Consider the following 12,676-nt stretch of genomic DNA (forward strand, 5'->3'; position numbering starts at 1 on the left):
TCATTTGTAAATGGTATAGACCTATTTTCTAGAGATATTTTAAAAGAGCTGGATTTCTCCAACTCTTTAATTTTATTTTGATTTTACAGGCAGTTCTTGAGCAGCCTTAACAGCAGCTGCAATCGTCTCTGCATAGAGTTTAGCACCTTCTTCAATCATGTTGCTATCATTCCCAAAGTGGACTTGGTCGGTTCCAGCCCAGATTTCAGGGTGTTCCTTAGCGACCTTATTCCAGTCAGCGATGCTCACGTAAGGATTCTTTTCAGCTAATTCTCTCGCATAAGCCGCATACTGCTCCACTGGTGCATAAGTGTCCTTGCTCTTGTCTCCCTCATAAGGTGTCACCAGTATCAGATGGTGTCCTTTCGGTAGATTGTTAACGATGCTGTCCAAATCATTCTTATAGCCTTCAGGATTGTTGACCCCCGTTGCAATGACAACTGTTTTTAGCAGCGCCTTGTTCTGACTGTTATTGAGCATGATGTCATTGGCTTGCTTGGTCGTTCGACTAACTTGGGCATTGATGTTTGCTTCAGGAAGTGCCTCTTGTAAAGCTGTATTGGCACGCAAGGCTACCGAATCTCCTATTAGGCTTATTCCCTCAGAAATTCCTAGACGACTCAGTTCAGCTTGTTCAGCAAGAGTCTTTGTTTGTCCTATATTGGTCTGGGCTTGTTTGAAACCATTGACCATCAAGTCTGTCTCAAAAGCTCCAACTTGAGGAGCCACAGCTATGATAATCAAGGTAATCAAGGTAAGAATGCCAGCAGCACCAGCACTAATTGGTTTAATATGAGGCAATCGACTAATCTTCCGTATTAAAGGATTGGATTTACCGGCAATCAATGGCTCAATAATATAGAAGGATAGGATAGCAAAGAAATAAGAAAAGATGATCGTCAGAATAACAGCAGGCAGATTACCCATCAACTGAGAAAAGATAATATAAAAAGGCCAGTGGAAGAGATAAACCGCGTAGCTGGTATCCGCTAAAAATGTAATGATCCGAGGTTCTTGTATCTCAGGCGTTTTCTCATGCAAGACACGCGCAGCAAAAATCATGGTCACTGCCGCTAAACTTGCTAGCAAGAAGCCAAATAAGTACGCAAACAGGTAGGTGAACTTGACAAAGAAAGTCAAGAGCACTAGAACCAAAAGCCCCGCAGCAAATACCAGTAGATTCTGACGAAGATCCCACATTCGATCAAATTGCTTGACCAAATCGGTCGTCTGACGAACTCCCACAACTGTCGCCAAAATACTTCCTAAAAAGAAGGGATAGACATGGGTCAAACTTGAAAAGTAGACAGATGAATAGGAACTTGCCATTAGACTACCAATAAACATGGAGAAAAAGCTAATGATAAAAGCTCCAGCAGAAAGAAGAAAGACCATCCCTCTCAATTGACTACTAGATTTTGAACGTTTCGATAAGAACCAAACCGCTAAGCCCCAAAGGATATAGTAGTGAACCTCAACAGCTAGACTCCAGTTATGAACAAAGAGATGCGGAATGAACTGGGATTCATAACTTCCCCCTGTTAACATTTCGTAGAAGTTGGTCATAAAACCAAGAACTCCAGCTATCTGGCCACCAATTCCAGCAACATAGTCTTGACGAACCAAGAAAGTAAAAGGCATGGTCACCAAAACCATCAGCACCACAGGTGGCACGATACGATAAAACCGTCTCTTAAAAAAGCCCAGCAAATCAATCTGGCGTGCCTTCCCAAATTCTTCTAAAAGGAGGGAAGTGATCAAAAATCCTGAAAAAGTGAAAAAGACATCTACCCCAAAGAATCCTCCAGGAAAGATTGTTTGAAAGAAGTGGTACAAAAGTACCAAAAGTAAACCTGTAATCCTAATTAAGGAAAACCATTTAATACGCATACGAGTCTATTCTCCATTAAATTAGGAAGCAAAACACCACCTAATTTCCATTCCATTATACTCCCTATTCTATCAAAAAAATAGGAAAAATCCTAAGAGAAAACTTAGGATTTTGGCATTCTATTTTTACACTTTAGAAATTGCGCCCTGACTTGTTGTAGCCATATTTTTCTACAAAATACTCGCGGAATTCCAAGAGATTATCGTCCATGATGGCTTGTCGAACCTGCTTCATGAGGTTGAGCAAGAAGTAAAGGTTGTGGTAGCTAGTCAAGCGGATGCCAAAGGTTTCATCAGCCTTGAGCAGGTGGCGAAGATAAGCGCGTGTGTAGTTCTTACATGTGTAGCAATCGCACTCAGGATCCAGTGGCGTAAAGTCCTCAGCAAACTGGGCATTTTTGACAACCAAACGACCTTGACTGGTCATACAAGTTCCATTACGAGCGATACGAGTCGGCAAGACACAGTCAAACATATCTACTCCACGAATAACCCCATCAATCAAGCTATCTGGCGCTCCCACACCCATCAAATAGCGAGGGTTGTTTTCTGGGAGAAGTTGAGTTGTGAAGTCCAAGACGGCATTCATTTCCTCATGCGTTTCTCCCACAGCCAAACCACCGATAGAGTAGCCAGGGAAGTCCATGCTAACAAGATCATGCGCTGATTGGCGACGAAGGTCTTCAAATCCCGCTCCCTGCACAATCCCAAACAAGCCTTGGTCGTGCGGACGACGATGAGCCTTCAAACCACGCTCAGCCCAACGGCTGGTGCGTTCAATTGATTTCTTAACGTAATCATAGGGTTGGTAAAACTGAGGACATTCGTCAAAGGACATCATGATGTCTGAGCCTAGATTATTCTGAATGGAGATGGCTTTTTCTGGCGATAGGAACATCTTAGAACCATTGAGATGGTTTTTAAAGGTTACTCCTTCTTCTGTGATATTTCGACTATCCGCTAGGGAATAAACCTGAAAACCACCACTATCCGTCAAGATTGGCTGGTCCCAATTCATGAACTTGTGGAGACCGCCTGCGCGTGCGATGAGTTCGTCTCCTGGACGGAGCCACAAGTGATAGGTGTTTGACAGGATAATCCCTGAACCCATCTCCTTCAACTCCTCTGGTGATTGAGTCTTGACCGTGGCTTGGGTCCCAACTGGCATAAACATAGGTGTCGGGAAGGTACCGTGCGGAGTGATGATTTCTCCCAGACGAGCTCCTGTGTGTTTCTCTTTCTTAATCAAACGGTATTTGATTGGTGAATCTGACATTTTTTACCTCCGAAGCTGGGAAAAACAGTCCCAGTTCATACTTTGCGCCCAAAGGCATACTGTATGATTTTATCAAAAAAAGCTGGAACTGTCACGAACTATGGTATAATGAGAGAATGAAATACCCAAAAATTGATTTAAAAACTATTCGTCTGCAGGCTAGGCAATTTCAGGCTGAAAATCCCCGCCTCCTTCTGGTCTATCTCCTTCCTAGTATGCTGGTCATCTTGTCAGGCTTTCTCAACCCCTTGGCTCGTCTCCAAGACAGTGTTTTAGAGCAATCCTTTTTCAGCATGCTGGCACAAGTACTCCAAGTCTATCTCTTCCCATTAGTGGTTTCTTTTATGAGCACGATTTTTCTAGCAGGTGCTGCCTTTGCGACACTCCGACTCCTCAAGGATCCTGATACGGAACTCTCAGTAAAATCAAGCCTGGCCCTCTTTGCTGAAGAGCGCTTCTCGCAAACCTTCCTCACTCTGCTCCTCAAACGTTTCTACCTCTTTTTATGGAGCATCCCAAACTTAGTAGGCGTTTATTTCCTTTTTTATAGCAATCTCTTGGCTAGAAGATTTGTTGCCCTACATCCTGAATTTCCAAAATTAGACCTCTCATCCCTTGAAACAGAGCAATTCCTTATGACCTTTGGACTCTACTTTTTCGCGAGTCTCATCTTGATGATTGTAGGGAATATCCTCTACGTACCGCAACATTATGCCTACTCACAGGTAGAATTCCTCCTCTGCGATACTCTAGATTTAGGGCAGGCTAAACCCAGTCAAATCCTGAAAACCAGTCGTTTCTTGGTGAAAGGTTACAAATTCCAGCGCTTTGTCCTCGACTTACAACTACTTCCTTGGTACTTCCTCAACTGGCTCACCTTTGGAATTGCTAGCTTTTCAATCCTTCCCTATATCCAGAGCAGCCAAATCATTTTCTATCGAACTTTGCTCGCTCTCAAACGCCGAAAAGTATAAACTTTCTACTATTATCTCAAAAAAATCAGCACTTTCTAAAGAAGGTGCTGATTTCAGTTATTTTTAAAATATAATGGAGAAACTCCTGTAACAGGACTAAGTTGCTTATTCACAATAAAGAAATAATCACATGCTGTCCATTTACCCTACCAAGGTCACATTTTCTATATTTCCTTCAATATCTGCCCTGACTTCTACCGCATGCCCAGCAAAAATATCCTCTTTATCTCCATAATAAAGAGTCAAATCCCCCGCTTCGCTGATAGACAGTTCCCCCAGATACAAGGAATTATAAAAATAGTCCTCTGTTAATACTTCGGCATCTCCGTCTGAAGCTAGCCAGTCCTCTGCTGTTTCCCACATCTCTTTTACTATAACGTCTCGGATTTCAGAGTCTCTTCGGTCAATATCCCTGACAAATGTTTTCAAGTAGCCAAATGATTTTGGTGGTAAGCTGGCATCTTCATTTGCATCCAACATCACGCTAACCCTGCTTCCCGCAAGATCCATACTTCCCTCAAACCATGAATAAGCTCTATTTAAAGTGAATTCGCCTATAGAATCTTTGATGACGACTGGTTTAACATATTCTGCAATCAGAGCTTCTAATCTACTATCCGACTGCCCATCTTCAATGTATTCCAGCAGACGATAACAGTTATTCGCTACTGCTGCCATATAAGGTTCTAATTGCCTTTGTGGTCTTTTCTGACATTTGATGTGATGAATCTGATAGGGCTCGAAACTATAGCTATAGAGCAAGCCCTTTTCTTCATATTCCTCTGGACTCACCAACCACTCCAAACGTCCCTCTATTTCCGAGAACTCCTTTGTCCCCACATTCACACTTGCTACAAAATGAACCGAAGGCAACTTCCATCCATTCTTTAAAACAGTCGCACCTCCCACATTTTGTAAAGTGATAATCAAGAGTTCAACGACTTCACCACAAAATTCTTTTTCAAAGTCATCAATGGTTTTCTCAAATGTTTTTTTCAAACTATTCATCATAGTGTTCTCACCTTCTACTAAAATAAAAATACTTGATTTTCAGTCAACTTCAGTTTGATTATAGCATAACTTTGAAAACATTTTGACTTAGAACAACAAAAAGAAGCCTCAACCTTATGAGTTTTCAGCTTCTTTTTCTATTAGTTCATTGATACGTGAACGTGATCATAGTGGTTTTCGGTTACGCTACCACGGTCTGGCATTGGATTCCACGTGTAGGCTGGTCCATATTTACTATCATATGGAGCGTAGAAACGTTGTTTCCAGATGATATAGTTGATACCACGGCTAGCCATATTTTTGACTGCATATTCTGCAATTTGATCTCCGAGTGCTGAACTCACTGGAACCATAAAGTCGATGGCCAAACCTTTACCATGGTCCCCACTGTCACCAGGACGGTAGCCACTAAAAGATGTAATTCCAAACAAGTTGGCTACTTCTTCTTTAAAGGCCGCTGTTTGTGGTCGAAGACCAGCATTCTCAGACTTAGCTACAGCAAGTCCTGCATAGTCAGGAGCCGCTGGAGCAGCATACGTTCTTGAAGGAGTTTGGCTTTGCTCTGCTTGATAAGTCGAAGTTGCAGTGTCAGAAGTTGCTGTTGATGCTGCTTCTTCTGTTGCACTTGTTCCTGTTGTATCAGCAGGTGTTTCAGTTGCTGGAGCAGCTGCTACTGGTGCTTCTGCTGGAGTTGTTGCTGCCGTTTCTTCAGTAGCTGGAGTCGCTGCTTGAGGAGCTTCTTCTTCAACTGGACTAGTTGTTTCTGCTGCTACAGGTGTTTCTGTAGATGGTGTCTCTTCAGCAACTGTCGCTGTCTCAGAAACTTCTGAATTTGGCGCTACTTCTGTTGCTTTTTCAGTCTCTGTTACAGTTGGAGCATCCTCAATTGGTTGAGAAAGATCTTCTACTTGAACTGTTTGTTCATCAACTGTCACTTGATTCGTCGTCAAATCAGCTGTCGCAGTCGTCACTTCTTCACTAGAATCCGCTTGAGGAGTTTGGATTTCAACTTCCGTCACCTCTTCTTCCTCATTGACAGTTGTAGTGAGGACAGTATCTGGGAAAATCAAGTCCATATTAGTGATTTTGTTCAAATTAGCAAGAACGGTTACATCTACTCCCAAAGCTTCTGCAATCGTGCTCAGGGTATCACCATACTGAACTGTATAGCTGTTTTTGTTCTCGTTTTTCGTCACATCATTTTGGATTTGCTCAACGCTACGTGCTGTCCAAGAGATTTCTTGAGCTTTAGCTCCTAATGTGGGAGCAAGAGACAGGGCTACTGTTGAGGCTAAAATAATTCTTTTCTTCATTCGTTCATATTCCTTTCAAATGAGTACCTGTCTATCATAACACAAAAAAAACAGAAAAAAAGCCCTCTCGGGCCTATTTAACAGAACTGTCTATTCCTTGTAACAAACTAGATCAGTTGAAATAGTTTGTTAGCCTTCTGTCATAAAACTGACACAATCTTTTTATTGCTCATCCTCAAAAATGTAGGGAATATCTGCCAATGCTTGAATCCTCTGATTCCCTTCATAAGTTGACTCTAAAAAGTTAATGCTTTGAAGGCCACTATTCTGGGCAAATTTCACATCCAAAGTCCGGTCCCCTAGATAATAGGTAGTCCTAGGATCCAACTCATATTTGTCTAGCAGATATGTCGCCGCTTCTGGACTGGGCTTGCGTGCAAAACCACTCTGATTAGTTAAAATTTCTGTGAAATAACATTCCAAACCCAAGTCTCTTAGAATGGTAAAGGCATTGTCTCCTTTATGGGTATAAACAAACTGCATAATCCCTGCTTCATCTGCCCAAGTCAACACTTCACGCGCACCTGGCATCAAAACTATCTGGGCATTCTTCTCAGCCAAACTCTGGGCACGCACCTGATTGAGCACTTCCACATCCAGTTTTCGCTCTTCTGCCACCTGCTCCAGTAAATCTTGCACCGAAAACTTGAGGATAAACTCTCTCACTTTCTCCTTGTCATAAGGAATAGAAAACTGACCAAAGGTTTCCTCAATCCCTGACAAAATCGCTTCGTAAGAGTCCAATAAGGTTCCATCTAAATCCCAAATAAAAGCTGTTTTTTTCATTTCCTATCCTTTCAAGCTCATATAACTTTGGTAACGGTAGCGTAGAAATAACCATCGAAAACCATTGTCCAATAACGTTCCAGCCCAAATACCAGGCAACCCCCAACCAAGAACAATACCCATAAGATAGGCTGTCCCTATACGGATACACCACATCCCAATACTTGTCGCATAAAAGGGGAGGCGAGCATTTCCCAATCCCTGCCAAACTGCCGTATATATAACTGTCCCTGTCGCCATGGGGGTTCCTAGTAGAGAGAACAGTGCCACCAAAACGCTCGCTTCAACCGCTACAGGATCGGTCGTATAGAGATGAGTCAATGGTGTCCCCAAGGCATAGATACTGAGAGTTAAGGGCAACATGAGAAGCAGGGAAAGCCAAAAGGTTTGCTTGCTCAAATCATCTACTCTTTCCCAGTTATCCTCTCCAACTGCTCGAGCTACCTGCATGACTGTTGCCGTAGCGACGCCAAAGGCAGGCATATAGTTAAACTGGGTCAAGACTTCTCCGACTGCATTTCCAGCTACTGCCTCCGTTCCAAAAGATACAACTAAGGCAATGATGACGACATCTCCAGCTCGCATCATGAGACGTTCTCCTGCCGCTGGCAAAGCCAAAGTCAATAGTTCCTTATCTAAACCAAAAGTCGGTTTCTCAAAAGGCAGCTTTAATTGTGACCACAAAATCACAAGACCGACTAAGCGAGACAAGATAGTCCCCCAAGCAACACCCGCTATGCCCATATCAAGGACAAAAATAGCTAGACTTGAAAAAATAATATTCAAGGCATTGGATAAAAGACTAACATAGAGAGGCAGACGCGGATTATGCGTTGCACGAATCAAGGCACCTAGACTCGTCATCAAGCCCAAGAGAACAATCGATCCGCCTACCAAAGATAGGTAGAGTCCACCACTCTCGGCCACATCCTGCTCAGTTCCCAAGAGCCCTATCATCTCTTGCCCAGCAAAGATGGATAAGGCCCCTAAAAGCAAACTTAGTAGTAAGGTAATCTTCAGTGCTTCAGTCACATGATAAGCTAGCTTCGACTGATCTTTCTGCCCCAAACTTTTTGAAATAACGCTGGAAATAGCAGCTCCCAGAGCGATAAAAATCGCCTGGTAAATGGTGATAATATTGCCAGCAACTGAAACACCCGAAATAGCGATTAAGCCCAAGTGAGCGACCAAGTAACTGTCCACCATTCCCATGAGCATCTGCAAAAAGTTTTCACCCATAGCTGGCAATGCAATATTAAGAATGTCTCTATTTTTCTTAAACAATCCTTCCTCCTGATGAAAAGAAACTCAGTTGGTTTCCCAACCGAGTTTACTCCCTCTGTCTTAAAGTCCTAGATAAGCCTCAACCGCTGCTTGCATGTCAGCAGCTGCCACTGTTGTTTTATGACGAACTGGAGCTGTTTCAAGGCCATCAACCGCTGGTGGCACTGCCACTCCTGAAATGTCATGTAATTGAGCCAAAGCTTCAAAGTCAGTCAAGCCAACCTTCCCAGTTACCGCTTCTACTGCAACCACTGGAAACTTGTATGGACTAGCTGTTGAAGCAATCACTGTCTTAGTCGCATCGCCAGTAGCCACTTGGTATTTTCTATAAACAGCTGAGGCAACCGCCGTATGTGGATCCTCGATGTAGGCATCTGTTTGATAAACACGCTTGATTTCTGCCGCAGTTTCTTTCTCAGTCGCATATTCAGCTACAAAGAGTTCCAGGATCGCTGTATCAAAGTCTGTCAATTCATATTGTCCTTGTGTACTCAAGGCATTCATGAGTTCAGTTGTCTTAACCGCATCATTCCCCAAAAGATGGAAAATCAAACGCTCCAAGTTTGAAGATACAAGGATATCCATAGATGGACTAGTTGTTACTTTAAACTCACGTTTCTTGTCATAGACACGGGTTTTAAAGAAATCTGTCAAGACATTGTTATCATTTGAAGCACAGATCAATTTGCCAACTGGCAGACCAATTTGTTTAGCATAAAAGGCAGCCAAGATATTTCCAAAGTTTCCTGTTGGTACTGTGAAGTTGACTTTTTCACCAGCCACAATCTCACCAGTCTTAACCAACTGAGCGTAGGCATAGACATAATAAACGACCTGAGGTACCAAACGACCAATGTTCATAGAGTTAGCTGATGAAAACTGTAGCTTATTAGCAAGCAATTTTTCACGAAGTTCCACATCATTAAACATGTGCTTCACGTTTGTTTGCGCATCGTCAAAGTTTCCATCAATGGCTACAACATGGGTATTGTCTCCAGTTTGAGTGGTCATTTGTAACTCTTGTACCTTGCTGACACCATCCTTTGGATAAAAAACGATAATCTCCGTACCAGGGACATCTGCAAAACCTGCCATAGCTGCTTTTCCGGTATCACCAGATGTCGCTGTCAAAATGACAATCTTGTTCTCTAAACCATGCTTTTTAGCGGCTGTAGTCATAAAGTATGGCAAGATAGACAAGGCCATATCCTTAAAGGCAATGGTTGATCCGTGGAAAAGTTCCAAGTTGTACTGCCCATTTAGTTTCACCAATGGCGCAATAGCTGGAGTATCAAACTTGCTATCGTAGGCATTGTTGATACAGTAGTCCAACTCCTCAGCCGTAAAGTCATCTAAAAAGGCTGATAAAACTAATTTAGCCACTTCTTGGTAAGAAGCATCTTTTAATGTGTCAAAGTCCAAATCCACCTTTGGATAAGTAAGTGGTGTAAACAGACCACCATCCGTCGCCAAACCTTGCAAAATAGCTTGGCTAGCAGTTACTCTATTATTCGCATCACGCGTTGATTGATAAACTAATGTCATAATCTCTATCCTTTATCTATAGTCCATTCCATTATATCATGATTTTTCAGAAAATTCTCCCTTTATAAGAGAAATTATAATCCCAATTCTTTCTTCAAAGGATCTAAATAAACCATTTCTTGCTTATCTCTTTTCTCCAGCCCCTCCTCAGCAAGGGTGAGTAAATCTTTAGAAAACTCGAGAACCGCAGCTTCTTCTTCATCTGTAAGTTTTTTCTTAGAAAATTGTCGCCTTAAAGACTTGTAATCACGACCAGCTGTGGTAAAAAATGGAGCAGTTCGCAAGTAAGCTTCAAGCTTGTCTAAATGAACCAACAAGCCCAAATGAAAGGCAGCAGAAGCAAAAGTTCTATCTAGAGGTTGCGTACACACACTACGAAATTCAATAGTCCCTCGAGTCGTTAAGTCTTGGTACTGGTAACTACGATGAGTTTGGAAATCTTCCTCCTGAGGATAAAGAAGAATCTCTTTTCCATCAAGTGCGAAGGCGTGAATTTCCGGAGTCCCTAAGTAATCTTTTGCTCGAATGGGATAAAAATAATAGGTTTCGCCATCACGTTCCGCGGTAAAAATTGCAGAATGATCTAGATAATCAAAAAAATCATTCTCATCTTTGAAGAGTCTGGCATTGACACCTACATTTTCAGGATAAATCCCGTGCATGGACTCTTCCCAAAAAATATCCCTTGAAATCTTAGTATCCCAATCTTCCCCTGAAAACTCAGAATTGGCAAACAAATAAGCTTTTGCAGCTTCGATCTGAGTAAATGCGTTGAGAACACGCAAATAGTTAGACTTTGAAACATCCAATTGAACTTGGCTTCCACAGATAAAAGCACCATATTGCGGGTAATCGTGTAAGCCCGATCCTAGAACAGTTCTACTCAACTTCAAATAGTTCATTAACATTTGATAGCGTGCATAAGCAACCGGTTGATTCTCATTCTTTTCCCAGTATGGATGGATTCCCGAGCCAACTACGGCATGATTTGCTTCTGCAAGTTTTTTCTGAATCAAATCCATGTAGTCTCTAAAACGCTCTTCAACCTCTTGGATAGTTTCCGCCCTACCAAAGGCAAACTCGATAGTTGTATAGGAGACTTCGAATAAGATAGTATCTTGGCTAACTGGATCAAGTAACTGAATTGGATTTCCAAAGTCATCTACTTTTTCGATAGTAAAACCCAGAACGGAAGGTAAATACCGAAAGAGAGACTTTACAACTTCAGTATCTGTAGCTTTACCCTCTAAATTTACAATAGGATATTCTAACTCAATTCCCACGAATAAATCCGGCTTCTCTTTTATATTTTCTAAGTAGCGCTTCTTAAGCAAGTCAACAGAACGAGACATCAAACACCAACACTTTCATAATCAAAATAAATTGTGAATAAGTAATATTATACCAAAAATTCAATCAAAAAAGCTTAGAATGATCCTCAAAAATAATTTTTGACCAGCTATCACAGCTTAAAATAGATAGAATTTAGTAGGAAATAAAAAACAAGGTCCATAAACCTTGTCTTTCATACTATACCGGCGGCCGGGGTCGAACCGGCACGTCCTTGCGGACACTGGATTTTGAGTCCAGCGCGTCTGCCAATTCCGCCACGCCGGCAAATAGTAACTGGGGTAGCTGGATTCGAACCAACGCATGAGGGAGTCAAAGTCCCTTGCCTTACCGCTTGGCTATACCCCAATAATATAAAATAGGCGAGTGATGGGGATCGAACCCACGCATGCCAGAGCCACAATCTGGTGTGTTAACCACTTCACCACACCCGCCATAATCATATTAACACGGGCAGTAGGAATTGAACCCACACTGAAGGTTTTGGAGACCTTAGTTCTACCTTTAAACTATGCCCGTAACTAAAGTAATGGAAGGGGAGGGATTCGAACCCCCGAACCCGAAGGAGCGGATTTACAGTCCGCCGCGTTTAGCCTCTTCGCTACCCTTCCAAGGTATAAATAAAATATGGCGCGAGACGGAATCGAACCGCCGACACATGGAGCTTCAATCCATTGCTCTACCAACTGAGCTACCGAGCCAAATTGCGGGAGCAGGATTTGAACCTACGACCTTCGGGTTATGAGCCCGACGAGCTACCGAGCTGCTCCATCCCGCGTTAATATAAAAAGGAGGATGTGGGATTCGAACCCACGCACGCTTTTACACGCCTGACGGTTTTCAAGACCGTTCCCTTCAGCCGGACTTGGGTAATCCTCCAATAAATAGTCCGTACGGGATTCGAACCCGTGTTACCGCCGTGAAAAGGCGGTGTCTTAACCCCTTGACCAACGGACCATATTTATAAATGGGCACGAGTGGACTCGAACCACCGACCTCACGCTTATCAGGCGTGCGCTCTAACCACCTGAGCTACGCGCCCAAGTTTAAAAAACTTGGTAATTGAACAAAGTTCAAAGCGGGTGACGAGAATCGAACTCGCGACAACAGCTTGGAAGGCTGTAGTTTTACCACTAAACTACACCCGCTAAAATGGGAGTTAACGGGATCGAACCGCTGACCCTCTGCTTGTAAGGCAGATGCTCTCCCAGCTGAGCTAAACTCCCAAAAAGGAAGTCTCTAAACTT

9 protein-coding genes and 12 tRNA genes are annotated in these 12,676 nt (G+C 42.7%); 1 reads left to right on the top strand and 20 read right to left on the bottom strand.

Annotated features, from left to right (window positions below):
• Positions 1-72 precede the first annotated feature (72 nt).
• Positions 73-1,890 (bottom strand): acyltransferase family protein, encoded by a 1,818-nt coding sequence (locus tag B7723_RS00310; protein ID WP_084848882.1) that lies wholly within the window; start codon positions 1,888-1,890, stop codon positions 73-75.
• Between the two features lie 133 nt (positions 1,891-2,023).
• On the bottom strand, positions 2,024-3,166 hold the full coding sequence (tgt, locus tag B7723_RS00315; protein ID WP_084848883.1) for a tRNA guanosine(34) transglycosylase Tgt: 1,143 nt from the start codon (positions 3,164-3,166) through the stop codon (positions 2,024-2,026).
• A 116-nt stretch (positions 3,167-3,282) separates the two neighbouring features.
• Between tgt and B7723_RS00320 the strand changes: the two genes are divergently transcribed.
• A complete protein-coding gene (locus B7723_RS00320; RefSeq protein ID WP_084848884.1) occupies positions 3,283-4,140 on the top strand; it encodes a DUF975 family protein in 858 nt (285 codons plus the stop codon).
• A gap of 141 nt (positions 4,141-4,281) precedes the next feature.
• On the opposite strand, the gene B7723_RS00325 is transcribed toward B7723_RS00320, so the two are convergent.
• The 18 genes from B7723_RS00325 to B7723_RS00410 form a co-directional block, all read right to left on the bottom strand.
• Positions 4,282-5,151, bottom strand: a complete 870-nt coding sequence (locus B7723_RS00325) for a DUF2262 domain-containing protein (RefSeq protein ID WP_000982055.1) — start codon at positions 5,149-5,151, stop codon at positions 4,282-4,284.
• A gap of 140 nt (positions 5,152-5,291) precedes the next feature.
• Entirely contained in the window at positions 5,292-6,464 is a 1,173-nt protein-coding gene (locus tag B7723_RS00330) for a LysM peptidoglycan-binding domain-containing protein (protein ID WP_084848885.1), read from the bottom strand.
• 162 nt (positions 6,465-6,626) lie between these two features.
• Positions 6,627-7,250, bottom strand: a complete 624-nt coding sequence (locus B7723_RS00335) for an HAD family hydrolase (RefSeq protein WP_084848886.1) — start codon at positions 7,248-7,250, stop codon at positions 6,627-6,629.
• A gap of 3 nt (positions 7,251-7,253) precedes the next feature.
• Positions 7,254-8,534, bottom strand: a complete 1,281-nt coding sequence (locus tag B7723_RS00340; RefSeq protein ID WP_084848887.1) for an MATE family efflux transporter — start codon at positions 8,532-8,534, stop codon at positions 7,254-7,256.
• A gap of 60 nt (positions 8,535-8,594) precedes the next feature.
• The gene (gene thrC, locus B7723_RS00345; RefSeq protein ID WP_084848888.1) at positions 8,595-10,079 is read right to left on the bottom strand and encodes a threonine synthase; all 1,485 of its coding nucleotides are present in this window, start codon (positions 10,077-10,079) and stop codon (positions 8,595-8,597) included.
• A 74-nt stretch (positions 10,080-10,153) separates the two neighbouring features.
• Complete coding sequence (locus B7723_RS00350) at positions 10,154-11,431, bottom strand: gamma-glutamylcysteine synthetase (protein ID WP_084848889.1); 1,278 nt, start codon at positions 11,429-11,431, stop codon at positions 10,154-10,156.
• 181 nt (positions 11,432-11,612) lie between these two features.
• A tRNA-Leu gene (locus tag B7723_RS00355) sits at positions 11,613-11,696 on the bottom strand.
• Positions 11,697-11,705: 9 nt separating this feature from the next.
• Positions 11,706-11,777 (bottom strand) — tRNA-Gln (locus tag B7723_RS00360).
• Positions 11,778-11,790: 13 nt separating this feature from the next.
• Positions 11,791-11,863, bottom strand: a tRNA-His gene (locus B7723_RS00365).
• Positions 11,864-11,877: 14 nt separating this feature from the next.
• Positions 11,878-11,948, bottom strand: a tRNA-Trp gene (locus B7723_RS00370).
• 11 nt (positions 11,949-11,959) lie between these two features.
• Positions 11,960-12,040: transfer RNA gene (locus B7723_RS00375), tRNA-Tyr, on the bottom strand.
• A 17-nt stretch (positions 12,041-12,057) separates the two neighbouring features.
• Positions 12,058-12,130, bottom strand: a tRNA-Phe gene (locus B7723_RS00380).
• 3 nt (positions 12,131-12,133) lie between these two features.
• Positions 12,134-12,207: transfer RNA gene (locus B7723_RS00385), tRNA-Met, on the bottom strand.
• Between the two features lie 11 nt (positions 12,208-12,218).
• Positions 12,219-12,308, bottom strand: a tRNA-Ser gene (locus tag B7723_RS00390).
• Between the two features lie 6 nt (positions 12,309-12,314).
• Positions 12,315-12,386 (bottom strand) — tRNA-Glu (locus B7723_RS00395).
• A gap of 11 nt (positions 12,387-12,397) precedes the next feature.
• Positions 12,398-12,471, bottom strand: a tRNA-Ile gene (locus B7723_RS00400).
• Between the two features lie 35 nt (positions 12,472-12,506).
• Positions 12,507-12,577 (bottom strand) — tRNA-Gly (locus B7723_RS00405).
• A gap of 5 nt (positions 12,578-12,582) precedes the next feature.
• Positions 12,583-12,655, bottom strand: a tRNA-Val gene (locus B7723_RS00410).
• Positions 12,656-12,676: the final 21 nt, after the last annotated feature.

The organism is Streptococcus oralis subsp. oralis (genome assembly GCF_002096435.1).
Lineage (GTDB): Bacteria > Bacillota > Bacilli > Lactobacillales > Streptococcaceae > Streptococcus > Streptococcus oralis_AA.

Bases quoted from the DNA above. Each gene is read 5' to 3' on its own strand.
- B7723_RS00310 (WP_084848882.1), bottom strand. From the start codon at position 1,890: ATGCGTATTAAATGGTTTTCCTTAATTAGGATTACAGGTTTACTTTTG.
- tgt (WP_084848883.1), bottom strand. From the start codon at position 3,166: ATGTCAGATTCACCAATCAAATACCGTTTGATTAAGAAAGAGAAACAC.
- B7723_RS00320 (WP_084848884.1), top strand. From the start codon at position 3,283: ATGAAATACCCAAAAATTGATTTAAAAACTATTCGTCTGCAGGCTAGG.
- B7723_RS00325 (WP_000982055.1), bottom strand. From the start codon at position 5,151: ATGATGAATAGTTTGAAAAAAACATTTGAGAAAACCATTGATGACTTT.
- B7723_RS00330 (WP_084848885.1), bottom strand. From the start codon at position 6,464: ATGAAGAAAAGAATTATTTTAGCCTCAACAGTAGCCCTGTCTCTTGCT.
- B7723_RS00335 (WP_084848886.1), bottom strand. From the start codon at position 7,250: ATGAAAAAAACAGCTTTTATTTGGGATTTAGATGGAACCTTATTGGAC.
- thrC (WP_084848888.1), bottom strand. From the start codon at position 10,079: ATGACATTAGTTTATCAATCAACGCGTGATGCGAATAATAGAGTAACT.
- B7723_RS00350 (WP_084848889.1), bottom strand. From the start codon at position 11,431: ATGTCTCGTTCTGTTGACTTGCTTAAGAAGCGCTACTTAGAAAATATA.